The organism is Leifsonia sp. 2MCAF36 (assembly GCF_052115525.1).
Lineage (GTDB): Bacteria > Actinomycetota > Actinomycetes > Actinomycetales > Microbacteriaceae > Leifsonia.
Genome location: NZ_JBFRGV010000014.1, coordinates 44,365 through 67,275 on the forward strand (window position 1 = coordinate 44,365; position 22,911 = coordinate 67,275).

The window sequence follows — 22,911 nt, forward strand, 5'->3', positions numbered from 1 at the left end:
CGGCCCGGCGCGCGGCGCCCTCGCGTGTGCGCATCCTGAACGACTCCAAACCGACGCACACGCAACCCCCTGGACTCGCCCAGAAAGGACTGGTTGCCTGGAAGGCGTGTCTGCCCCCGAACGACTCCGCCTTCCGTCACGCCTGGCCGCCCTCGATGAGCGGCTGGAGCCGGTCAAGCGCTTCGAGCTGAAGCCCGCGCGCACGCGCGGCGGGCTGATCGCCCAGTTCCTCGGCCTGGCCCTGGTCGCCGCGGTGCTCAGCTCGCTGCTGGCGCTGCCCGCGTTCCTCGGCGCCGGCGTGACCGCTGCCGCCGGTGCGAGCAGCTTCAACGCGCTTCCCGCAGACCTGCACATCCAGCAGTTCGCCCAGAATTCGACCGTCTACGCCAAGCAGGGCGGCCAGGATGTGCCGATCGCGAAGTTCTTCGCACAGAACCGGCAGGACGTGTCCTGGGGTCAGATCGCCCAGACGGTGAAAGACGCGACCGTCTCGGCGGAGGACCCGCGGTTCTACACAGAGGGCGCGGTCGACATCTGGGGAACCCTCCGCGGTGCGGTCTCGACTGTCGCGGGCGGAAACGTGCAGGGCGGCTCGTCGATCACCCAGCAGTACGTGAAGAACGTCGAGGTCGAGAAGTGCGAGGCCCTCACCAGCCAGAAGAAGGTGGACGCCTGCTACGCCGACGCCGCGGGGGTGACCCTCCAGCGCAAGGTGCAGGAGATGCGCTACGCGGTGCAGGTGGAGAAGACCTACAGCAAGAAGGACATCCTCACCGGCTACCTCAACGTGGTCGGGTTCGGCGGCCAGGTGTACGGAGTGCAGGCCGCCGCGCAGTACTACTTCAACTCGACCGCCGCGAAGCTCGACCTGGCCCAGGCGGCGACGCTGGCCGCGATCCTCAACAACCCGGCCAACCTGCGCATCGACCAGCCCAACAACAAGGCGAACGGTGCGGCCAACGGCTACAAGCTGACCAAGGAACGCCGCGACTACGTGCTCGACCGCATGTACATCACGCACACGATCACGAAGCAGCAGCGGGACGCGGCGAAGGCGACGCCGATCACGCCGACGATCACCCCGACGACGCAGGGATGCGCGGCGGCGCAGCAGTTCAACGCCGCGTTCTTCTGCGACTACGTCCGGGATGTGATCCTCACCGACCCGGCGTACGGCTCCACCTCGGACGCCCGCCTGCAGACGCTCAACCGGGGCGGCCTCAAGATCTACACCACACTGAACCTCGACCTGCAGCAGGTGGCTCAGGCGTCGCTCAGCAAATACATCCCGGGCTCGCGTCCCGGTATCGACCTCGGCGCCTCCAACGTCGCGCTCGAGTTGGGGACCGGACGCGTCGTCACGATGGTGCAGAACCGGGCCTTCAACAACACGGACACACCGGTCGACGGCACGACCGCGGTGAACTACAACACCGACGAGGACTACGGCGGCTCGCAGGGCTTCCAGACGGGTTCGACATTCAAGGCGTTCGACCTCGCCGCGTGGCTGGAGGCCGGGCACAGCCTGTACGAGACGGTGAATGCCTCCCAGCACCTCTTCCCGACCTCCGACTTCACCAACACCTGCGCCGACATCAACGGCCCGCCGTGGCCGGTCACCAACGACGAGGGCTCGGCGAGCCGCCTCTCGGTCATGTCTGCGACCGCGCAGTCGGTGAACACCGCGTTCGCCGAGATGGGCACGAAGGTCGACCTGTGCTCGATCCTGGACGCGGCCAAAGGCCTGGGCGTGCATCCCGCGTCGAAGAGCAACCCCTGGGTCCAGACGCCGTCGATGATCCTCGGCACGAACTACATCTCGCCGCTGACGATGGCCACGGCCTACGCGGGCATCGCCAACAACGGCATCGTGTGCACGCCCATCGCGATCGACCGGGTCGTGAACGCCGACGGCACCGACCACAAGGTCGGCAAGTCGACCTGCACGCAGGGGCTCAAGCCCGAGATCGCGGCCGGGGTGACCTACGCGCTGCAGGGTGTCATGAAGGGCGGCGGGACGGCCGCGAGCGCCAACCCGTACGACGACGTCCCGATCATGGCCAAGACGGGGACGACGGACGACTCCCTGGAGAACTGGCTGATCACGTCCACCACCAAGGTGGCGACGGCGACCTGGGTGGGCAACGTCTCCGGATCCACACCGCTGCGGTCGCTGAGCTTCAAGGGGATCGGCGGCGGCAACGTGAAGTTCTCGATCGCCAAGCCGATCCTGAAGGCGATGAACGTCGCGTACGGCGGCGACGACTTCACCAAGCCGACACAGGCGGTGCTCTATGGGAACGAGATCACCATGCCCGACCTCGCCGGAAAGGCACCGGACGTGGCGCAGAAACTGTTGGACGGACTCGGCCTGGACGTGACGGTCGACCCGACCCCGGTGGACAGCGCCCAGCCCGCCGGCACGGTGGCCGCCAGCGACCCGCCCGCCGGGGCGACAGTGGAGGACGGCGACTCGGTCACCCTCACGGTGAGCAACGGGCAGAAGTCGACCGGAACGCCGCGCCCCACCCCTGCGCCGGGCACCTCGACGCCGTCACCGACGTCGACCGGCTGACGTGCTGACCTGCTCGCGCCGGCGAGCCCGTGGCCGGTGACCCCGTCGCTCAGGCGTCTGCGGTGACGGGACTGCCGTCGTCCTGCCCGAGCCACGTGGCGAGGATGCGCCCGCGCAGCGCGTTGGACCGCTCTGCGAATGCGCGCTGCAGGCGCACATACTCGGCCTTCCCTTCCGCGGTCTCGATGGCGACGGGCTCGGCGCCCCACTGCCGCAGGTCGTAGGGCGACGCCTGCATGTCGAGCAGCCGGATGTCGCGGGCCAGCTCGAAGGCGTCGAGCAGCAGCTCTCCAGGGACCAGCGGGCCGAGCTTCATGGCCCACTTGTAGACGTCCATCCCGGCGTGCAGGCAACCCGGCTGCTCCAGCTCCGGCTGTGTCGCGCGGGTCGGTCGGAAGTGATTGCGGGGGACCGCATCCGGGGTGAAGAAGCGGAACGCGTCGATGTGCGTGCAGCGGAGTTCGTTCGCCTCGACGACTGCATCCGTCCCATCCCGCCCCAAGCGCAGGGGCGCCGGGTGCCGGTGCTCGTCCTCCCGATAGACCATGGCCCACTCGTGCAGGCCGAAGCAGCCGAACCGTCCAGGCCGTGCGGCCGTGGAGCGGAGGATGCGCTCCACGGTCCGCAGCAGCGGAGCCTTCTCGTGCTCGAACGCGTCGCGGTCGACGACCAGCGAGCCGGGGACGCAGCCCGGTGCGTACCAGCGCCAGCCGGCCCGGGCGTCCTCGGCCGCTTCATCGAGCTCCACGCCGGGGCCGGGATGCCAGCGGCGCAGCTGGGCCGGGGAATACGAGTAGTAGGTGAAAAGGAAGTCCCAGACCGGGTGCTTCTCTCCGCGGGCCGACCGCTCGCGGTGGTCCGCGGTGAGGGCATCGGCCCGCTCGGCGTGCGCCCGCTCCCGGCCGCGCCAGACGTCGGCGGGGAGCGCGCCGGTCGGCACGCCGGCCCGCACGGCGGGAAGCGCGACGGACTCGGGAGGGGCGACGGTCACCCTTCGAGGATACGTTCCAGCGGGTTGTCGCGGAGCTTGCGCTGCACGCCGCCGTCGACGAGCCGGCGGGCCGAGGTGTCCGGCTTGCGCTCCGCCTGGTCGGCGACGCAGGCGCCGAACTCGGCAGCGAGGTCGAGCCGCGGATACGCGGTGAGCACCTCGCGGCGGAAGTCGAGCGGGAGGTCGTCGGAACGAGCGCCGGAGATGTCGAGCGCGGTGGCGATCTCGAGCAGGTGCCCCTCGACATCCATCGCCGGGTCGACCTCCGGCCAGTTGTGCCGGACGATCACCTCGTGGGCCCGGATGCGGCGGTCGGCGGGCCAGCCCGCGCCCGCCGTGAGAGCGATGGCGACGTGTCCGGCCGCATCCTCGTACGCGAGCGTCTGGTTGTCGAATTCGGGCGTGATGCCGAGGTCGTGCAGCAGTGCCGAGACGAACAGGAGTTCGGGGTCGGGTTCGAAGCCTCGCAGTGCGGCGAAACCCTCCGCCCAGAGCCACGAGCGTTCGACATGGTTCAGCAGCGACGGGGAGTGATACGTCGTCGCGATCACCACGGCTGCGCGGGCGGCGGCCGTGTCCGGGCGAGTGAAGTCTGCGATTCGCATCGTTCCATTCTGCCAAATCGGACGCCGCGTCCGTCAGCCGGCGGGATGCAGCACCGCGATCCCGGTCGGGGGCGCGGTGTCCGCCGTCTGGAGCAGTCGCGCGGCCTCCGCGAAGCCGACGGCGCCGCCGACCAGTTCCTGCGGCCGCAGGCGCCCTGCCGCGACGAGCTCGAGCATGGCGGGGTAGTCGGCTGCGGCCATGCCGTGGCTGCCGAGCACATCCAGCTCCCATGCGATGACGCGGTCGAGAGGCAGGTCGGGAACGGAGCCGGCCAGCAGCCCGACCTGCACGTGACGTCCGCGCCGCCGCAGCGAGCGGATGCCCGCGTTCGCCGTGTCGACCGAGCCGACCGCGTCGATCGCCGCGTGGGCGCCGCCGCCGGTCGCTTCGTGGATGCGCTCGGGCGCGTCGTCGCCCGCGAGCACGGTGAGCTCGGCGCCCAGTCGAGCGGCCAGCTCCAACGCGGCGGGGGAGCGGTCCACCGCCACGACGCGTGCGCCGAGAGCCACGCCGATCATCACCGCGCTGAGGCCCACGCCGCCCGCACCGAACACCGCGAGCCACTCGCCCGGCTGGATGCGGGCCCGCGCGGTCACGGCCCGGTAGGCCGTCGCGAACCGGCAGCCCAGTGCGGCGGCCGCATCCGGCTCCAGTCCGTCCGGAACGCGGACGAGGTTCGTGTCCGCGGCCCGCACGGCGACCAGCTCGGCGTGCGAACCCCAGTGCGTGAAGCCCGGTTGCGTCTGGCGCGGGCAGACCTGGGCTGCACCCGCCCGGCACCACTCGCACTCGCCGCAGCCGTTCACGAACGGCGCGGTCACCCGGTCGCCCGGCCGCCAACCGGTGACGCCCGCACCGACTGCCTCGATGACGCCCACGAACTCGTGACCCGGCACGTGCGGCAGCGGAACGGTGTCGTCGTGACCGACCCAGGCATGCCAGTCGCTGCGGCAGAGACCGGACGCCTCCACCCGGATGACCGCCCCTCCGACCGGCACGGCCGGATCGGGCAGGTCGGCGACCTCCACGGGTCCACCGAATCGCTCGTAGTACAGGGCCTTCACGCGTCCTCCTTCGGCTGAGCACGGCCGCGCGCGGTCAGCATGGTCACGGCGGGAAGGTCGGCCTCCGCCCAGTCCAGCCCGGTGAGCTGTTCGACGGGCAGCCAGCGCAGCACATCGTGGTCGGTGCTCGCCGTCGGCGGGTCAGCGTCCAGTCGGCAGTCGTAGCAAGCCAGGTCGATCGCACGGCCGTTCGCACGGGCGGTCACCGTCCGGTCGAGGAGTGGTCCGACCCGGATGCCGACACCGAGCTCTTCCCGGATCTCCCGCTCCAGCGCGGCCTCCGGCGATTCGCCCGCCTCGACCTTGCCGCCCGGGAATTCCCAGCGGCCGGCCGCATCCCGCCCCGGGGCTCGGCGGCAGGCCAGCACGCGGGCGTCGTCGCCCTCGCCGTCTCGGAGGACGGCGGCGACGACGAGAAGCGGTTGCACCACTCCATCCTGCCCTGCGCCGGGATGAGCGACGGCACCGCTAGCATCCAGGTATGTCGCAGAGCGCGCCCCTGAGGCGGCCGATGGCCCTCGTCGGCTTCGGCGCCAGCATCGTCGCCCAGCTGGCGATGATCGTCGTGGGCGTCTGGCTGCTGATCCTGAGCGAGGACGACGCCACGACGATCGAGCTTCTGGCCATCTGGTGCGGGATCGGGACCCTCTACCTCATCGTCGTGCTGTTCGCCCTGGGCCGGATCGCCAAGAAGCCCGCGCCGCAGGGAGCGCGGCCGGCGCGCTGGGAGACCGGACGGATCGCCCGGTTGGTGTCGATGACGGCCACCATCCTTGCCAGCCTGATCGGCCTGGGGGCGGCCGTGCAAGTGCTCGCCCTGCACAACGACCCGCAGATCGGTTCGCTCACGGACATCGTGGGAGTGTGGTCGATGCTGCTCGCCTGGGGATTCCTGCACTGGGGCTTCTCGCAGATCTACTTCCAGCGCTACTACGCGGCCGACGAGCCGATGCTGCGCTTCCCGCACCCGGCGGGTGCGCCGCCGGCGGACCCGCGATTCCTCGACTTCGTGTACTTCGCGTTCACCCTGGGGACGACGTTCGCCGCCTCCGACGTCGAGGTGCTCAGCACGCGGCTGCGCTGGACCATCGTCTGGCACTCCGTGCTCAGCTACTTCTTCAACGGCCTCATCATCGTGCTCGCGCTGAACACCATCATGTCGGGGGCGAAGTAGCCGGAGGCGTTCCTAGAGCCGGGTCTCCACGCCGATCCGCACCCGGTCGCCCAGCTCCACGCCCTCGGCCCGCCGCACGGCGCTCTTGATCGGCACGACGTACGTGCCGTCCGACTCCGGGAAGATCGACGTCGACCACCGCGAGCCGCCCAACGTCACGGCCACCTTCACCGAGTCGAAACCGGCCGGTGGATGCGGCTGCAGCCGGATCTCCTCCGAGACCTCCAGCGGCAGCCGGGCGAACACCCACAGCTCCCGCCGCGACGCCCAACGGAACAGCTCTGCCTCGAACTCATAGCGGTAACCGGCCATATCCGCCAAGCTACCGGTGAACCGGCCACCGGTGGAACCGCCACCGGTGAAGCGAAGGAGTGGACATGGCACAACGCCCAGGGTCGGTCACATTCGTGGCCGTCCTCACGTACATCAACGGCATCCTGAACATCATCGGCGGCGTGATCATCCTCCTCACGCGCAACTCGATGGTCTCGGGCAGGGATTCTGCGGCCCTCACCGGCATCACGACGGCGGCCATCATCTCCCTCATCCTCGGTGTGGTCATCGTCATCGTCGCCCGGGGTCTGCTGCGCGGCAGCACCGGATCGCGCGCCATCGTGACCGTCGTGATGATCATCGACATCCTGAACGGCGTTCTGCTGCTGTTCGCGTCTCAGGTGGTCAACGGCGTCATCCAGATCCTCTGGGCGCTGCTGATCGTGCTGCTGCTGTACACCAGACGCGCCAACGACTTCTTCGCCGGCCGCTGAGCCCGCCGGACTTCCGGCCGCTCCCGCCGTATCGGACCGCCCGATCGGACAGAATGGAGGGGCGGCGCCGCGAACGGCGCTTCAGGTATCGAGGAGTCCCATGCGCTGGCCGAAGTGGTTTCGCAGGGGCGTCGAGAAGACGACGCGCACGCGTCCCTTCGACGAGGACGCCCTGCCGGAGCCGGTCGCGCCCACTCTCGAGCAGTCCATCGAGGAGGGCATGCTGCTCGCCGACTACGCCACGCGCATGTGGGTGAAGAATCACATCGTCGTCGACACCATCCAGTACGGCAACTCGTACGATCCGGCGCTGCACGCGATGGAGGCGGCGGCCATGCTCCGCGAGCTCGCCTCCGAGCAGGGCATTGCCGCCGGGCGCATCGAGGAGGAGCTGGGGGCGGCCGAGAACCTCGGTGGGGATGCGATGCACCCGCACGACTACCGCAAGGTGGACGTCGACAACCTGCGACTGCGGCGGGATGCGGCGATCGCCCTCGCTGAGCAACTTCGGGCAAAGGCGGACTCGGACGAGGAGCTGCTCGCCCTCGTCGAGCGCGGCAGGAAGGACGCCTGGGATGAGGTCGGGCGCGCCATCGAGGCGGGGCTGGATGCCTTCTCGGGCGCGGAGGCGCTGAAGGACGACTACGAACGCGAGAAGCCTGCGCGGCTGAACCTCCTGATCTCGCGCGATCTAGCCCGGCTCGAGGAGACGCGCACTGGCTACTGACCGTCGCGCAGGCTCACCGGCGGCACCAGGTCGCCGACCTCGGACCGCACCCAGGTGTCGCCGGTCTCCCGCTTCTCGGCGTGCGTGCTGAAGCGGTAGAGGAACATCCGGGCCCGGACGGCGCGCGGCGGCGCACCGCCGAACGGGTCACCCCGCAGCAGCTTCAGTGTCGGGCGGTCCGCCTCCAGTAGCCGCAGCAGGAAGACCTCGAACCAGGGGGAGTCGCGGGAGCCGAGGGCGAGGAACCACATCAGCCAGTCCAGCCGCAGGTGGTAGGGCGCGAACTGCCGGGGCGTCCGGCGCGGGTCGCCCGGCTTGCCCTTGAAGGGATACTCCAACCAGGTCGCCCGGGGGTCGCGAGGGTCGTCTGCCGTGCCCTCCACCACGACTTCGTAGCGCTCCTTCGTCACGCTGCCGAAGGCGCCGTACGCATTGACCAGGTGCCAGCGGTTGAAGCTGGCGTTCATCAGCTGGTGCCGGGAGAACAGGTTCCGCAGCGGCGGCCAGCTCAGCACGACCAGGAAGACCGTCGCGGCGACGGCGACCACCGCGTACCAGAGCGGGACGCTGTCCGCGCCGAAGCCTCCCACCTGTGCGCCGCCGAGCATCCACGACCAGACCGCGTCGCTGATGCCCGCGAAGGCGAGCACGATGGTGATCCAGTTCAGCCAGGCGAAGTTGCCCGTCAGCACCAGCCAGAGCTGGGTGAGGATCATGATGGCCGCGGCGACGCTCGCGACCGGCTGCGGAGCGAACAGGAACCACGGCACGATCAGCTGGGCGAAGTGGTTGCCGAGCACCTCCACCCGGTGCCACCACTTCGGCAGCAGGTGCGCCGAACGGCTCACCGGGTTCGGCATCGGCTGGGTCTCGTGGTGGTAGTACAGGGCGGTCAGGTCGCGCCAGGAGCGGTCGCCGCGCATCTTGATCATGCCTGCGCCGAACTCCAGCCGGAACACCAGCCAGCGGACGAAGAACACGATGGTGATCGGCGGGGCGGTGTCCCACGCGCCCAGGAAAGCGACGACGAAGCCTGCTTCGCACAGCAGGCTCTCCCAGCCGAAGCCGTAGAACGTCTGCCCGATGTTCACGATGGAGAGGTACAGGAACCAGATGATCAGGAAGAGCGGTACGAAGACGTAGCTCGGGGCGAGCTGGACGACGCCGGCCACGACGAGTGCGGAGAGCACGGCGCCCGTCCACGCCACCACCCGCAGCAGCCGGTCGGAGTACCGCCAGCGGAACAGGGTGGGCTGCTTCCGCGCGTACGGATGCCGCAGGAATCGCCGGGCGGGCAGCAGGCCGTGCTCGCCGAGCAACGCCGGGAACTGGTTCACCGCCGAGACGAACGCGATCAGGTAGAGCGCCGCGACGCCGCGCTCGAGGATCTCGCGGGCGATCGTGTAGTCGTCGCCGGCCAGCCACCCGGTCAGCCAGGCAGGGACCGTCATCCACACCCCCTCGCCGTCGGAACGCCGTTCACGGTACGCCGGGGAGGCGGACGTGAGGAGGTCGGGTCCGGTCGGCGACGGGGCCGTCGGTACAGCTAGGCGGCGAGCTCCGCATCCAGCCGGATCGGCCGGTGATCCGAGGCGCCGGCGGGCAACACATCCACGTGTTCGATCTCGAACCCCGTCGACGTGACGAAGTCGAAGTAGCCGGAGAAGAATTTGTACCGCAGGTAGGTCGGCTGCGTGGTGCGCTTCAGCGTGTATCCCGACGTCGTCAGGTGGCGCTCCAGTCCGCGGATGAACCACGGATAGTTGAAGTCGCCGACCATCACCGCTGGGGTGTCGGGGGAGAGCGAGCGCATGCCGTCGTGCGCCGCCGCGATCTGCTTGCGGCGCAGCGAGTTGAGCGCGGTCAGCGGCGCCGCGTGGAACGAGCCGACGAGGATGTCCTCGCCGTTGTCCCGGTCGCGCAGGTGCACGGCCAGCAGACGCTCGTTCGCGGGAGCGAGAACGCGGTCGTGCAGCGACTTCTGCACCGCGAACACCTGCGAGTGAAGGATCTCGTAGCGGTCGTCGCGCACGTAGACGGCAAGCCCGAGCCGGTTGGCGCGCGTGGTGTCGGCCAGCGCAAGGTGGTGCAGCCGCTGCGGCAGCGCCTCGCTGTCGCACTCCTGCAAGCACAAGACATCGACGTCGTAGTCCTGCGCGATGGCGTCCAACTCGCCGCTCGCGGCGTGCTTGCGGAGGTTGTAGCTGACGATCCTCAGGGTCATGCACCTCTTCTCGAAGACCACAGTCGCTGGTCGCCCGGATGAGCGCCCGCCCTGCCATTCTGGCCCACTTGAGCGCACGCTCAAGCGGCCCCGCGCGATCCCACAAGGAATTCACATCGCGGACACCGCAGGTTCGGGCGGTACGGTGGTCGCATGGCAGGTGACGCGGTCGTCCTCACGGTTCCAGGTCCCCACGGCGACCGGGAGGTGCGCATCTCGAGTCCCGGCCGGGTGATCTTCCCGGAGGCCGGGATCACCAAGCTCGACCTTGCGAAATATCTCGTCGAGGTGGGTGAGGCGTTCGTCCGGGCCAACGGCGACCGCCCGGTCTCGCTGCAGCGATTCCCCGAGGGGATCGACGGCGAGCAGTTCTTCTCCAAGAACCCGCCGCGCGGCACGCCGGAGTACGTGCGCGCGGTGCCCGTCGTCTACCCGAGCGCTCGGTCGCATCCCCAGCTCGTCATCGACGAACCGGCGGCCGCCGTCTGGGCCGCGCAGATGAACACCGTCGTGTTCCATCCGTGGCCGTCGCGCGCCGAGGACTCGGACAACCCCGACCAGCTGCGGATCGACCTCGATCCGCAGCCCGGCACGGGGTTCGCCGACGCCGTCCCGGCGGCCATCGAGCTGCGGAAGGTGCTGCAGGAGGCCGGGCTCACGGCCTTCATCAAGACCTCCGGCAACCGCGGCCTGCACGTGTTCGCGCCGATCGTCCCGGAGCGCGAGTTCCTGGACGTGCGCCATGCAGTGATCGCCGCGGCGCGCGAACTGGAGCGCCGGATGCCCGACCGGGTGACAACGGCGTGGTGGAAGGAGGAGCGCGGAGAGCGCATCTTCGTCGACTTCAACCAGGCGAACCGCGACCGTACGATGGCCGGCGCCTACAGTCCACGGGCGCTCGCACACGCCTCCGTCTCGGCCCCGATCAGCTGGGACGAGCTGGAGCACATCTCCCCGGAACAGTTCACCGTGCTCACCATGCCGGAGCGGCTGCGCACGGTGGGCGACCCGTGGGAGGCGTTCGCGGAGCAGCCCGGACGCATCGACGAGCTGCTGGGCTGGTGGGAGCGGGATCTGTCCGACGGGCTGGGCGAGCTGCCGTTCCCGCCCGACTACCCGAAGATGCCGGGCGAGCCGCCGCGCGTGCAGCCCAGCCGGGCGAAGAAGGCGTAGCTCGGGCGCTTCCCCTGCGCGAGGTCGGCGCGGTCCCTCCGTCGGAGATACTGCTGCTTCGGTCGGAGATTCGCGGCCGCAGAGCTGCCGATCTCCGACTGGCCGCTTTGCGTCGGAGATGTGAGCGCTTTCCACCTACGTTGGCGGGATCGGGGATCCCGGGTCAGTGGCGGCTCAGGTCAGGACGTCGCCGAGGTCGTAGGCGATCGGACGGTCCAGCTGCTCGAACGTGCAGGAGCGCGCCTCGCGGTCGGGACGCCAGCGCTCGAACTGCGCGGTGTGCCGGAACCGCATCCCCTCCATCTGGTCGTACCGCACTTCCAGCACCCGCTCCGGGCGCAGGCGGACGAACGACACGTCCTTGCTGCCGGAGAACCGGCTGCGGTCCGTCTCGCCGGTGACCGCGGCGCCCCCTTCGTCTCGCTCCACGAGCGGCTCGAGCTCGTCGATCAGCGACAGGCGCTTCGCGTCCGTGAACGCGGACACACCACCGACGTTGCGCAACTGGCCGTCGTCGCCGTACAGGCCGACGAGCAGGGAACCGACGCCGCGTCCGCTGGTGTGGATGCGGTAGCCGAGCGCGACGACGTCCGCCGTCCGGTGGTGCTTGATCTTGAGCATGGTGCGCTTGTTGGGGGCGTACGCGCCCGCGAGGGGCTTGGCGACGACCCCGTCGAGCCCTGCTCCCTCGAACTCGACCAGCCAGCGGCGGGCGAGCTCGCCATCGGTGGTGGTCCTGGTCAGTTTGATCGGCTCGGGCAGGTCGCCGGCGAAGTCCTCCAGCGCGGCCCGCCGCTCTGCGAACGGTCGGTCGACGTACGACTCGTCGCCGAGGGCGAGCAGATCGAAGGCGACGAAGGTGGCCGGGGTCTGTTCCGCGAGCAGCTTCACGCGACTGGCGGCGGGGTGGATGCGTTGCGACAGTGCCTCCCAGTCGAGGCGCTGCCGGCCGGGCTCGCCGGTCGGCACCACGATCTCGCCGTCCAGGACGCACGGGCCGGGCAGGAGCCGGCGGAATGCCTCCACGAGCTCGGGGAAGTAGCGGGTCAGCATCTTCGAGCCCCGGCTGCCGATCTCCACGTCGCCGACCGTTCCGTCGCCCGCGTCGGCCGCGTAGATCAGGGCGCGGAAGCCGTCCCACTTCGGTTCGTAGCTCAGGCCGCCTGCCACGCTGTCGGGAGCCGGCACGGCGGGCACCGCCTTCGCGAGCATCGGGGCGATCGGTGAGGATGCGGAGGGCTGCATCCTCCGATCATGCCGCGAACCCCCGACGTCCGGAAGGGATGCGCTCAGCTCGGTTAGGTAAGGCTCGCCTATAGTGGATGCGACATGTACCGCCCCGACCACGCCTCCCACACCGCCTCGACGGCGCACGTCGACGACCGTGTGCAGTTCCTGGTCGTCGGCGACGAGACCTCGCTCACCGAGTTGGAGGCCGAACTCGCGCTGCTGCCGCTGTGCGCCCGCGGCCGCGTGTTCGTGGAGGTGGCGGACCCTTCGCAGGTCGCGCCGCTGGCGACGCCGCTGCGGATGACGGTCACCTGGCTGGCGCGCTCCGAGCGGAGCGGACGGCCCGGCACCCGCGAACGCTGCTCACCGGGCGAGGCCGGGACCCGCGCGGTCCGCGCCTGGTGCGACGAGATGCTGTGCGACGGCCCGGGGGAGACCCGCGCGATCGTCACCGGCGGCCACACGCTGGCGACCGAGGTGCGCGACCACCTCATCCACACGGTCGGCATGGCGCCCACCGCCCTCGCCGCTCCCGCCCACCCAGCTATGTGACGCAACACGCCGTCAAGCGACCCGCGGAAACGGCGTGTTGCGTCACATAGCTGACGGGTCAGGCGGGCACGTCGAGGCCGACGAGTGCCTCGCTCGCGGTCCAGAGGTCGCGGCCGAGCTGTGCGTTGCGCGCCTGCGGGTTGGTCCGGCCGTTCGCGGTCAGCCGGTCGAAGTAGGTGCCGCTGGGGGCGCCGACCTGCGCCGGTCCCGCGAGGAACAGCAGCGGTGCGGCACCGGCCTCGACCGTGATGCCGAACGAACTGCGCGTCACCAGGTGGCCGAACCGGATCAGCGGTGACGAGTTGCCGAAGTTGGTCGCGATGGTTCCGGGATGGAACGAGTACGCGGTCACGCCCGTCCCGGTCAGCCGCTCGGCCAGTTCCGACGCGAACAGGATCGTCACGAGCTTCGCGGTGCCGTACGCCCGCCAGCCGCCCTGCCAGGGTCGCTGCTCCCAGTCCAGGTCGTCGATGCGCAGGCTGCCGAACCGGTTGGCCAGGCTGGCCGTCGAGACGACGCGCACGTCCCGTCCGGTCGCTGCGGTCTCGACCAGCCGCGGCCGCAGCAGCGCCGTCAGCAGGAACGGCGCCAGGTGGTTCGCCTGGATGGTGCGCTCGTGCCCGTCCACCGTGAGCTCTCGCTCGTGGTTCAGACCGCCGGCGTTGTTGGCGAGCACGTCGATCGTGTCGTAGCGGTCGAGGAGCGCAGCGGCGAGGGCCCGGACGTCGTCGAGTCGCTCGAAGTCCGCGAGGAACGGCGTCGCGCCGATCCGCTCGGCGACGGCGCGCGTCCGCTCCGGGTTGCGTCCGACGACGGCGACCTCGTCGCCGGCCGCAGCGAGCTGCTCCGCGGCGACCGCCCCGATCCCGGAGCTGGCCCCGGTGATCACGATGGTGCGGGTCATCGGTAGCCGCCTTTCTCGAGGCCGGCCTCGATCTCGAATCGGTTGCGCAGCGGGTCGCGCCCCGCGAGGAGGTACAGGAACGGGAACAGCATCCCGTAGCGCTGCCACTGCCGCTTGTGGACCGCTTCGTGCTCGAGCACGTCGTCGCTGACGTTGTGGTCCGTGAGGTAGACGCCGCCCACGCAGGAACCGCCGCGGCCGAAGGTCCGCTTCGGCATGCCGCGGAACACCGTCAGCCCGGCTCGCCGTTCGATGCGGCCGGTGCTCCACAGGAAGCCCCACGCGTGGCCGACCGCCGTCGCGTACAGGTACCCGAGGCGACTGAGCGGGGAGTCGAGCACGACCCGGCCGAGCGCGGAGCCTGCGACCGAGGTCACGGAGCGTGTCATTCGGCGGGCCGCCCGTAGGTCTCCAGCAGCCGGAGCCACACCTCGCTGATGGTCGGGTACGAGGGGACGGCGTGCCACAGCCGATCGAGCGGCACCTCGCCGACGACGGCGACGGTGGCCGAGTGCAGCAGCTCGCCGACGTCCTGGCCGACGAAGGTGACACCGAGCACGACGTTGCGGTCCTCATCCACGACCATGCGCGCCGTGCCCTCGTAGCCGTCGGCGACCACGTGCGCGCCGGACACGCTCCCGATCGAGTAGTCGACGACGCGGATGCGGTGGCCGGCCTTCTCGGCGCGCGCGGCGGTCAGTCCGACCGAGGCCACCTCCGGGTCGGCGAAGGTGACCTGCGGCACCGCCTGGTGGTCGGCTGTCGCGACGAACGCTCCCCACGGCTCGAGCGACACGTCGCGCCCGTGGGCCCGGGCGGCCATCGCGTCCCCGGCCGCGCGCGCCTGGTACTTGCCCTGGTGCGTGAGCAGCGCCCGGTGGTTGACGTCGCCGACGCCGTACAGCCAGCCGCCGTCGACGACGTCACCGTCGGCACCGAGCACCCGAAGGCTGTCGTCGACGTCGAGCCACGCTCCCTCCTCCAGCCCGAAGGCGTCGAGACCGATGCCGAAGGTGCGGGGGAGCCGGCCGGTGGCGACCAGGAATTCGTCGGTCTCGATCACCGTCCCGTCGCCGAGTTCGATGCGGAAGCCGTCCTCGTCCGTGCGCGCCACGCGCTCGGTCGTCGCGTCGAGGTGGAGGCTGACCCCGAGCGCGGTGAGGGATTCGGCCACCATTTCGCCGGCGAACGGCTCCTCGCCGCCGAGCAGACCGCTCCGGGCGATCAGGTGCACCTCGGTGCCGAAGCCGGCGTACGCGGTGGCCATCTCGGTCGCGACCACCCCGCCGCCGAGGATGGCGAGCGAGACGGGGACACGTTGGACGCTGGTCGCTTCGCGGCTCGACCACGGCTCGCTCTCACGCAGCCCGGGAATGTCGGGCATCAGGGCCGCGGATCCGGTCGACACCGCGACCGCGTGCTTCGCCCGGAGCACCGTGACCGTGCCGTCCTCGGCCGTGACCGTCACCTCCTTCGGGGCTGTGATGACGCCCCAGCCGCGCACCAGGTCGATGCCGGCGCCGTTCAGCCAGTCGACCTGGCCGTCGTCCTTCCAGTTGCTCGTCATGTCGTCGCGCCGCTTCAGCACGGCGGCCACGTCGAGGGGACCGGTGACCGCCTCCCGGGTGCCGCCGACCTTCTGGGCGGCCCGCAGCAGAGCGCCGCTTCGCAGCAACGTCTTGGACGGCATGCACGCCCAGTAGGAGCATTCGCCTCCGACCAGCTCGGACTCGACGATGACGGTCCTCATGCCGCCCTGGGCCGCACGGTCGGCGACGTTCTCACCGACCGCTCCCGCTCCGATGACGATGACGTCGTAGTCCCTGGTCTCGCTCATGCATTCTCCTGCTCTGCCGCGGCGGTGCCGTGCTGTGTATTCGTCGTGTGCAACGGGGTGTCAGCGACCCACGAACCGCGCTTCGGTACGGGTCAGGAAGGCCTCCATGCCGATGCGCGCATCCTCGCTGCCGGACAGCCGCACCAGGGCAGGCTGCAGCTCGGCCTCGGCCGCCGCATCCCCGTCGCGCACCGCCCGCTTCGCGTTGGCGAGCGCCGCCTGCACTGCCAGGGGCGCCTGCGCGGCGATCCGCTCCGCCAGCTCCAGCGCGCGGTCGAACTCGGCGCCGTCGTCGACGACCTCCTGGACGAGGCCGAGCCGGTGCGCCTCGGCGGCGTCGAAGAGGTCGCCGGTGAGGATGTAGCGCATCGCGTTGCCCCAGCCGACCGCTCGCGGGAAGCGGAGCGTCGCGCCGCCGAACGGCAGGATGCCGCGGGTCACCTCGACCTGCCCGAACCGCGTCCCGGCCGCGGCGACGACGATGTCGGACGCCAGCATCAGCTCGATGCCGAGCGTCAGGCACGTTCCCTGCACCGCGATGACGACCGGCTTGCTGAGCTGCTGTCCGGAGACCTGCCAGGGATCGATGCCATTTTCGCCGACGAACGACAGGCCATCGCTGCCGATGCGCGGCCCCAGGTCGGCGAGGTCGAGCCCGGCCGTGAAGTGCTCGCCGACCGCGTGAACCAGGCCGACGCGCAGCTCAGGGTCCCGCTCCAACTCGCCGTATGCGTCCGCCAGCAGGCTGAGCAGCTCGAAGTCGGCGGCGTTGCGCTTCTCGGGGCGGTTGAGGGCGATCAGCAGGATGTGCCCCCGCCGCTCGGTGAGGATCTTGGGCTCGCTCATGCCTCCCAAGCTACCGGTCCTCCCCGGAACCGGACCCGGACCCGGCCCCGGAACCGGACCCGGACCCGGAACCGGACCCCGTCGGCTGCGCTCCGGTCGGCCCGGTGAGCGCTGCGAGGATCCGCAGGATGACCGGGAGGTCGTGCTCGGCGGCGTCCGGCGACTCCGGCGCGAACTCCATCAGGCCGGCGCCGGTCAGCTCGAAGCGACGGCGGAGCGCGCGGATGGCGTCGGTCAGCCGTTCCGGCTGCACCCCGAACGGCTCGGGCGAGCCGACGCCCTCGATTGCGGAGGGGTCGAGCACGTCGAGGTCGATGTGGAGGTAGACCGCGGTGGCACCGGTGGCGGCGACCGCCTCGACGATGGCTTCCGGGTCATCCAGCCGGCCGGACTCCACGACGCGGATGCGCTTCTCGTCGACGAAGGCCGACTCCCCGTCGTCGAGGGCGCGGGTGCCGACGAGGACCAGCTGTCCGGGAGCCAGTATGCTCGCCCCGGTCGAGGCGAGCCCGTCGGGACCGTCCCCGAGGAGTGCCCGCAGCACCATCCCGCAGAATGCGCCGGACGGCGACGAGTCCACATCGTTCAGGTCGCCGTGCGCGTCGAACCACACCACGGCGACCGAGCCTTGGGGATGCGCGGCCAGCGCATGCTGCACGGCCGCCAGTTCGGCGCCGCAGTCGCCGCCGATGGTCACCACCGGCGACTCGAGCAGCGCCAGCTCCGCCTGGGTCGCTTCACGAACGGCGGTCAGCGAGGAGAAACGGTTGACCCCGGTTCCCAGCGACTCGCCGGCCGTTGCCGGAACCGGCACTTGGTGCGTACGTGCCGCGGGCAGGTCGCCGCGGATGGCGTCGGCGCCGTCGATGAGCCGCATGGCCCGCGACGACCCGGAACCCTGCCACTGCGGGACGACGAGGAAGGACGCGCCGCTCACCCTTGCGAACCCGACTTCAATGCGGCGAGCCGCGCATCCACCTCGGTCAGCTCGCCGAGATCGTCGAGCTGCTCGAACTGGGCGTCCAGGCTGGAGGCGGCCAACTCCTGCTGCCCGCGCACCTTCGCCTCCTCGCGACGGATCTTCTCCTCGAAGCGGGAGACCTCGCTGGTGGGGTCCATGATGTCGACGCTCTTCACAGCGTCGATGACCTGCGCCTGCGCCTGGGCGCTCTTGGCGCGCGCGATCAGCTCGGAGCGCTTGCTCTTGAGCTGCTCCAGCTTCTCCTTCATTCCGTTGAGGCCGGATTTCAGCTTCTCGACCACCTCGGTCTGCGCGGCGATCTGCGGCTCGGCGGCTTTCGCCTCGTTCTCCGACGAGATCTGCCGCTGCAGCGCCACCTTGGCCAGGTTGTCGAACTTGTCGGCGTTGGCGGTCTCGCCGGCGGCACGATACTGGTCGGCCTGGCGGCTGGCGGCGAGCGCCTTGTCGCCCCACTCGCTCGCTGCCTCGACGTCCTCGCCGTGATCGTCCTCGAGCATCCGCAGGTTGCCGATGGTCTCCGCGATGGCGCTCTCAGCGTCGGCGATGCTGTTGGTGAAGTCGCGGACCATCTGGTCCAGCATCTTCTCCGGGTCCTCCGCCTGATCGATGAGGGCGTTGACGTTCGCCCGCAGGAGTTGCGAGATCCGCCCGAAAATGGACTGCTTCGCCATGTGCTCTTCCTTTCGCTCCCGCCCCCGATGGGCGCTTGTGAAGTCTCTCTGGTGGACGGTCAGAACCGTCCGCCTCCACGCCGGCTGCGGGTGCCGCCGCCGCCGAAACTGCCGGCGCTGAAGCCGCCTCCGCCGCCACCCCAGCTGCCGCCGCCGCCGAAGCCGCCGCCGCCGCCGAAGCCGCCGCCGCCTCCGCCGCCGATTCCGCCGCGCAGCACCGAGTCGATGAGGATGCCGCCCAGGATCGCTCCCATAGCGCCGCTTCCGCCGCCTCGGCCGGATGTACCGCCGCCGAAGACGCTGCCGAGACCGCCGCCCATCYCGCCCATCTCGGGCTGGAAGACGCCGACGTCCTGCTGGGCGAGCTGTGTCGCCTCGTCGGCGAGCTGGGCGGCACGCTGCGCCTGCGCGAGCGCGGACACGGGATCCGTCGCAGCGGCCTGTTGCGCCTGGACGATGAGACGGCCGGCCTCCGCGAGCCGGGTGCGGGCCTCCGGGCCGACCGCTCCGCGCCGGGCCGTGACGAAGTCCTGGCACGCGGACACGCGCGCCTGGGCGCTGAGCAACGTCTGCTGCAGCGCCGACTGCGCGCGCTGCGCCTGCGCTCGCGCATCCCGGACGCCCTGCAGCACCGCGTCGATGGAGCGGTTGGCCGCGTCCAGCCGCTGCGCGAGTTCCAGCGGATTGACTCGCCCGGCCGTGAGCTTCGCCTGCACATCGCTGACGGTCTGCTCGGTGCCCGCCACGGTGGCGGAGATCGTGCCGCCCGGGTCGCTGGATGCCGCCAGGGCTTTCGCCTCGGCGAGGTCGCTGCGCAGCTCGGCGAGTGTGCCGTCGAGCGACTGCTGCGCCGCCGCGAGGTCGGTGCCGAGCCGGTCGACGGCGTCGAGGAGCAGGCCTGCCTGGTCGGCCGATTCCTCGGCGGCGCGGATACCGACGGCAGCGGCCCCTGCATCGCCTGCCGTGGTCTTCTCGGCGGCACCGGCCAACGCCGTGTCGGCGAAGTCGAGGCGCTGGGTCGCCTGGTCGATGTTGTCGTGCACCGTCGCCAGCGCCGCGTCGGTGTAGCGCTGGGCGAGCCCGTCCAGCGCAGCGCGGGTCGTCACCAGCCGCTGTCGCAGCGCGCCGGCCTGCGTGGTGATCTCGGCCGTGGCCTCCGGGATGCGCTTCTCCAGCGCCCGCAGTTCGTCGAAGGCATCGGCCTGTGCGTCGAGCGTCTGATTCGCCGCGCCGCAGAGTTGCACGATGTGGATGTTCCACTCGCGGCGCTGGTCGTCGGTGTCCGGTTCGGCGTCGTCGAGGCGCTGCTTCAGCGTGAATGCTTCCCGCAGCTGAGCTTTCGCCGCGTCCAGGGCCGCCTGGAACGGCACCACCGCGTCCGCCCCGTACTGCGCGGTCGCGAAGCCCAACTCGTCTTCGCTCGTGCGGATGGCGTCGTCCGTCTGCACCAGGGCCGATCCTGCGCGCCGCTCGAGGTCGGGCAACGGGATGGTGTGCAGCTCGCCCTGCGGCGTGGCCGGCCCCGTCGCTGCCTGCTTCTTGCGCGTGCTGCGCGAGCGCACGAGCAGGAAGACGGCCAGCCCGACGACGATCACCCCGATGAGGAACACCCAGAAGAACACCGCGCCGCCGCCTCCACCGCCGACGGCGTCGCCGAGCCCGGTCGCGGCGGCGACGCCGGCCCCCGCCCAGTCGTTCGCGTGCAGCTTCGGCTCGATGTCGTTCTGCTCGATGCTGTCGAGCTGGTTCGAGCTGACCGGACCCTCGTCGTCTCCCGACAGGTAGTAGGTGCGTCCGTCGGTCGCCACGGCGAGCAGGTAGTCACGCTGGCCGAGCCCGTTGCGGGCGGCGGTCTCATTGGCCCAGTCCGCTGCCTCGGTCGGGTTGGTGAAGTCGGTGACGTAGACGACGTACAGGTCGATGCGGTGGTCGTCGTAAAGCTTCTTCGCGGCGTCCGAAATTTGCGCCTGGTCGGTGCCACTGAGCACGTGCGACTGGTCCACGACGTGGCTCGGGCCCAGGTCGACGGGGTCCTGTGCGGCGGCGGGAGCGGCCGAGAGCACGCTCGGTCCGGCGATGAGCCCCAGCGCCAGCAGAGCGCTGGTCAGCAGACGTCGCACGGGCATGCACCCACTCTCTCGGGTCCAGCTGATACTCAGCCGAGTCTATGCGGGGGCCTGCGGTGTGTCACTGTTTCCGCCTGTTACGCCCGCGGGTGCGGACAGGGCCGACGCCTGGTGGGATGGGGGGAGCCGGATCGAGAGGAGGAGACCATGTCGCTGCAGCCCACGCTGGCGGTTGTCGAGGCCACGCGCTTCCGGTCCCACGATCCGGCGTACCACGACTACGTGCAGCTCCTCGTCGGCAACGTGATCGCCGAGGCGCGGTCGCACGGCTGGGCGGTCGACCGCGTCGCGGCAGACCAGGGCACGGACGGGCTGCTGGCCGCCACGGCATCGGCCGACGCCATCGTGATCGTCGGCGGGGAGGACATCCACCCCGGCTTCTACGGCGGCGAGACCGGTTACCCGAACGAGTCGCGCCATCTGCCCGTCGCTGACGCCGCCCAGATCGCGCTGGTCCGTTCCGCCCTCGAGCGACGCACGCCGCTGCTCGGCATCTGCCGCGGCCTCCAGATCGTCAACGTCGCCCTCGGCGGGACGCTCGTGCAAGACCTGGGCGACGAGTGCGGCCACGTGAACCGCGGCGTCCCCATCCCGCAGGTGCTCACCACCCACACCGTGCACCTCCAGCCCGACAGCCGACTCGCGGATCTCCTCGGCGAATCGCCCGTGGACGTCCGCAGCGCCCACCACCAGGCGGCCGGCGACCTCGGGGCGGGCCTCGTGGTCACGGCGCGTTCGCACGACGGTCACGTCGAGGCGATCGAGCACCGGGATGCGCCCCTCCTCGCCGTGCAGTGGCACCCGGAGGATGTGGCAGCGCCCGCAGGCCAGCTCACCGCCCTGCTCGGCGTGCTCGAAGCGCGAGTCGCCGTCGCCGCCTGAGCCGGCTGAGCGCAGCAGCGCTTCAACGCTTAGCCCGTCAGCCCTGCGCGGGCCAGCCCTGGTCGCCGACCAACGGCACGAACGCCACCGCGCCCAGGCTGGTCTCGGTCAGCGTCCCGTCGACGTCGCGGGTGAACAGCGCGAGGTGCTGCGCCCGTCCCGGCCGGCCGACCGGCATCACGATCCGGCCTCCCGGGCGGAGCTGGTCCACCCAGGCGGGCGGGACGGACGGTCCGGTCGCGGCCGCCACGATCGCGTCGTACGGAGCTCCGGCGGGCCAGCCCAACGTCCCGTCGCCGGTGACCACCTCCACCCGGTAGCCCAGCGCCTCCAGCGTCGCCGCCGCTCCGATCGCGAGGTTCGGATGCCGCTCGATGCTGACCACGCGGTGCGCCAGCTCCGCCGTGACCGCCGCCGCGTAACCCGACCCGGTGCCGACGTCGAGCACGCTGTCCTCCGGTCCGATGCGGGCGGCCTCCACCATGAGCGCGACGATGTACGGCTGCGAGATCGTCTGGCCGTCGCCGATCGGCATCGGATGGTCCTCGTACGCGTACGGCGCAGCCGCATCCTCGACGAACAGGTGCCGCGGCACGCGCCTCATCGCATCGAGGACACGCTGGTCCTCGATCCCGCGGCGGGCGAGCTGCTCCTCGACCATCCGCGCGCGTTCGATGGAGTGGTCGTGGTTCGTGGGGCTATTGAACCACCGCGGCCGGCCTCGCCGCAGGTCCTCTTGTTTTTTCGCTCCGAGTTGAACCATTCGGGGCCCCTGCAGCGTGCACAGAGTGGAAGGGAACATCCGCTCATGAGAACCAACACCGCACGCATCCGCATCGCCGCCGTGACCGCGGGAGCGGCCGCCGCGCTTCTCGCGCTCGCCGCCTGCTCCTCCGGAGGAGGCGCAGGGGGCGGGTACTCGGCGCCCGGAGGCTCGTCCTCGCCGTCGACGTCCGCCTCGTCTTCCGGGGCATCCTCCGGGGCCATCCTGAAGACCGGCTCGACCACCCTCGGCACCGTCGTCGTCGACGGCAAGGGCCTCACCGCCTACGTCTTCGACAAAGACACCGCGAACTCGGGCACCAGCGTCTGCACCGGCGCCTGCGCCGCCCAGTGGCCGGCGATCGAGGCCAGCAGTGACCACCCGACCGTCACCGGTGTCAGCGGAAAGATCGGCACGATCACCGGCGTCGACGGCAAGAAGCAGGTCACGCTCGACGGCCGACCGCTCTACACCTTCGCGCAGGACACATCGGCCGGAGACGTCACCGGCCAGGGCTTCGCCGGCATCTGGTGGGTCGTCGGCCCGGACGGCACGAAGATCATGTCGTCGTCCTCATCGGGGTCGTCCGGAGGCTACACGAAGTAACCGCACGGTCTCGTCCCCAGCGCGCCACAAGCGAGCCGAGTCGCGACATCTTGTCGCGACTCGGCGGGCGGTTTCAGTTGGTGAGTGCAACACCTCTTGTTCTTGGGAGGGGTTGGGATGGTTTCGGATTCGTCGTTGGAGACACGTGTTCAGGCGTTGAGGATGCTGGTGGGTGGTGCGTCGGCTCCGCAGGTCGTGTCGGCTTTGGGGG

At 70.6% G+C, this 22,911-nt stretch carries 24 protein-coding genes; 8 read left to right on the forward strand and 16 right to left on the reverse strand.

Translation table 11 applies throughout. The features are described from left to right. Window positions 1-106: 106 nt before the first annotated feature. Complete coding sequence (locus AB4079_RS18200; RefSeq protein WP_441788739.1) at window positions 107-2,575, forward strand: penicillin-binding protein; 2,469 nt, start codon at window positions 107-109, stop codon at window positions 2,573-2,575. Window positions 2,576-2,624: 49 nt separating this feature from the next. On the opposite strand, the gene AB4079_RS18205 is transcribed toward AB4079_RS18200, so the two are convergent. The 4 genes from AB4079_RS18205 to AB4079_RS18220 are packed head-to-tail and all read right to left on the reverse strand — an operon-like array spanning window position 2,625 to window position 5,664. Next, the gene (locus AB4079_RS18205) at window positions 2,625-3,527 is read right to left on the reverse strand and encodes a 3-methyladenine DNA glycosylase (RefSeq protein WP_441788764.1); all 903 of its coding nucleotides are present in this window, start codon (window positions 3,525-3,527) and stop codon (window positions 2,625-2,627) included. 35 nt (window positions 3,528-3,562) lie between these two features. After that, entirely contained in the window at window positions 3,563-4,171 is a 609-nt protein-coding gene (locus AB4079_RS18210) for an HD domain-containing protein (protein ID WP_441788740.1), read from the reverse strand. A 33-nt stretch (window positions 4,172-4,204) separates the two neighbouring features. After that, window positions 4,205-5,236 (reverse strand): zinc-dependent alcohol dehydrogenase family protein, encoded by a 1,032-nt coding sequence (locus AB4079_RS18215; RefSeq protein ID WP_441788741.1) that lies wholly within the window; start codon window positions 5,234-5,236, stop codon window positions 4,205-4,207. After that, on the reverse strand, window positions 5,233-5,664 hold the full coding sequence (locus tag AB4079_RS18220) for a (deoxy)nucleoside triphosphate pyrophosphohydrolase (RefSeq protein ID WP_441788742.1): 432 nt from the start codon (window positions 5,662-5,664) through the stop codon (window positions 5,233-5,235). The genes AB4079_RS18215 and AB4079_RS18220 overlap by 4 nt, the downstream gene beginning before the upstream one ends. Window positions 5,665-5,717: 53 nt before the next feature. Between AB4079_RS18220 and AB4079_RS18225 the strand changes: the two genes are divergently transcribed. Next, window positions 5,718-6,410, forward strand: a complete 693-nt coding sequence (locus tag AB4079_RS18225) for a DUF1345 domain-containing protein (RefSeq protein WP_441788743.1) — start codon at window positions 5,718-5,720, stop codon at window positions 6,408-6,410. A 12-nt stretch (window positions 6,411-6,422) separates the two neighbouring features. Here the strand turns inward: AB4079_RS18225 and AB4079_RS18230 are convergent, their stop codons facing one another. After that, entirely contained in the window at window positions 6,423-6,722 is a 300-nt protein-coding gene (locus AB4079_RS18230) for a DUF1905 domain-containing protein (protein ID WP_441788744.1), read from the reverse strand. Window positions 6,723-6,787: 65 nt separating this feature from the next. On the opposite strand from AB4079_RS18230, the gene AB4079_RS18235 reads away from it, so the two are divergent. Then, the gene (locus tag AB4079_RS18235; protein ID WP_441788745.1) at window positions 6,788-7,177 is read left to right on the forward strand and encodes a DUF7144 family membrane protein; all 390 of its coding nucleotides are present in this window, start codon (window positions 6,788-6,790) and stop codon (window positions 7,175-7,177) included. 100 nt (window positions 7,178-7,277) lie between these two features. Beyond that, window positions 7,278-7,904, forward strand: a complete 627-nt coding sequence (locus AB4079_RS18240) for a hypothetical protein (RefSeq protein ID WP_441788746.1) — start codon at window positions 7,278-7,280, stop codon at window positions 7,902-7,904. Here AB4079_RS18240 and AB4079_RS18245 read toward each other — a convergent pair. Continuing rightward, the gene (locus AB4079_RS18245) at window positions 7,898-9,355 is read right to left on the reverse strand and encodes a lipase maturation factor family protein (RefSeq protein WP_441788747.1); all 1,458 of its coding nucleotides are present in this window, start codon (window positions 9,353-9,355) and stop codon (window positions 7,898-7,900) included. The genes AB4079_RS18240 and AB4079_RS18245 overlap by 7 nt on opposite strands. Window positions 9,356-9,450: 95 nt before the next feature. Further along, complete coding sequence (locus AB4079_RS18250) at window positions 9,451-10,128, reverse strand: endonuclease/exonuclease/phosphatase family protein (RefSeq protein ID WP_441788748.1); 678 nt, start codon at window positions 10,126-10,128, stop codon at window positions 9,451-9,453. Window positions 10,129-10,281: 153 nt separating this feature from the next. On the opposite strand from AB4079_RS18250, the gene ligD reads away from it, so the two are divergent. After that, window positions 10,282-11,301 (forward strand): non-homologous end-joining DNA ligase, encoded by a 1,020-nt coding sequence (gene ligD, locus AB4079_RS18255; RefSeq protein ID WP_441788749.1) that lies wholly within the window; start codon window positions 10,282-10,284, stop codon window positions 11,299-11,301. Between the two features lie 174 nt (window positions 11,302-11,475). Here the strand turns inward: ligD and AB4079_RS18260 are convergent, their stop codons facing one another. After that, window positions 11,476-12,546 carry an ATP-dependent DNA ligase gene (locus AB4079_RS18260; protein WP_441788750.1) on the reverse strand — a complete coding sequence of 357 codons (1,071 nt, stop codon included), beginning with the start codon at window positions 12,544-12,546 and terminating at the stop codon, window positions 11,476-11,478. Window positions 12,547-12,630: 84 nt separating this feature from the next. Here AB4079_RS18260 and AB4079_RS18265 point away from each other — a divergent pair, with 84 nt between their 5' ends. Further along, window positions 12,631-13,083, forward strand: a complete 453-nt coding sequence (locus AB4079_RS18265; RefSeq protein ID WP_441788751.1) for an SIP domain-containing protein — start codon at window positions 12,631-12,633, stop codon at window positions 13,081-13,083. 58 nt (window positions 13,084-13,141) lie between these two features. Here AB4079_RS18265 and AB4079_RS18270 read toward each other — a convergent pair whose 3' ends face one another. The 7 genes from AB4079_RS18270 to AB4079_RS18300 are packed head-to-tail and all read right to left on the reverse strand — an operon-like array spanning window position 13,142 to window position 20,449. Further along, window positions 13,142-13,987 carry an SDR family NAD(P)-dependent oxidoreductase gene (locus AB4079_RS18270; RefSeq protein WP_441788752.1) on the reverse strand — a complete coding sequence of 282 codons (846 nt, stop codon included), beginning with the start codon at window positions 13,985-13,987 and terminating at the stop codon, window positions 13,142-13,144. Continuing rightward, entirely contained in the window at window positions 13,984-14,376 is a 393-nt protein-coding gene (locus AB4079_RS18275) for a Fe-S oxidoreductase (protein WP_441788753.1), read from the reverse strand. Before AB4079_RS18275 ends, AB4079_RS18270 begins: the two co-directional genes overlap by 4 nt. Then, window positions 14,373-15,824: a dihydrolipoyl dehydrogenase family protein gene (locus AB4079_RS18280; RefSeq protein ID WP_441788754.1), complete on the reverse strand. Its 1,452-nt coding sequence runs from the start codon at window positions 15,822-15,824 to the stop codon at window positions 14,373-14,375. Before AB4079_RS18280 ends, AB4079_RS18275 begins: the two co-directional genes overlap by 4 nt. A 60-nt stretch (window positions 15,825-15,884) precedes the next feature. Continuing rightward, window positions 15,885-16,670, reverse strand: a complete 786-nt coding sequence (locus AB4079_RS18285) for a crotonase/enoyl-CoA hydratase family protein (protein WP_441788755.1) — start codon at window positions 16,668-16,670, stop codon at window positions 15,885-15,887. Between the two features lie 10 nt (window positions 16,671-16,680). Further along, window positions 16,681-17,607, reverse strand: coding sequence for an arginase family protein (locus AB4079_RS18290; RefSeq protein WP_441788756.1), 927 nt, complete (start codon window positions 17,605-17,607; stop codon window positions 16,681-16,683). Continuing rightward, window positions 17,604-18,323, reverse strand: a complete 720-nt coding sequence (locus AB4079_RS18295) for a PspA/IM30 family protein (RefSeq protein WP_441788757.1) — start codon at window positions 18,321-18,323, stop codon at window positions 17,604-17,606. Before AB4079_RS18295 ends, AB4079_RS18290 begins: the two co-directional genes overlap by 4 nt. Before the next feature lie 59 nt (window positions 18,324-18,382). Then, window positions 18,383-20,449, reverse strand: a complete 2,067-nt coding sequence (locus AB4079_RS18300; protein ID WP_441788758.1) for a TPM domain-containing protein — start codon at window positions 20,447-20,449, stop codon at window positions 18,383-18,385. A 147-nt stretch (window positions 20,450-20,596) separates the two neighbouring features. Here AB4079_RS18300 and AB4079_RS18305 point away from each other — a divergent pair, with 147 nt between their 5' ends. Further along, window positions 20,597-21,331, forward strand: coding sequence for a gamma-glutamyl-gamma-aminobutyrate hydrolase family protein (locus AB4079_RS18305; protein ID WP_441788759.1), 735 nt, complete (start codon window positions 20,597-20,599; stop codon window positions 21,329-21,331). Between the two features lie 37 nt (window positions 21,332-21,368). Here AB4079_RS18305 and AB4079_RS18310 read toward each other — a convergent pair whose 3' ends face one another. Then, a complete protein-coding gene (locus AB4079_RS18310; RefSeq protein ID WP_441788760.1) occupies window positions 21,369-22,094 on the reverse strand; it encodes a protein-L-isoaspartate(D-aspartate) O-methyltransferase in 726 nt (241 codons plus the stop codon). A gap of 45 nt (window positions 22,095-22,139) precedes the next feature. On the opposite strand from AB4079_RS18310, the gene AB4079_RS18315 reads away from it, so the two are divergent. Continuing rightward, on the forward strand, window positions 22,140-22,700 hold the full coding sequence (locus AB4079_RS18315) for a COG4315 family predicted lipoprotein (protein ID WP_441788761.1): 561 nt from the start codon (window positions 22,140-22,142) through the stop codon (window positions 22,698-22,700). Window positions 22,701-22,911 lie beyond the last annotated feature (211 nt).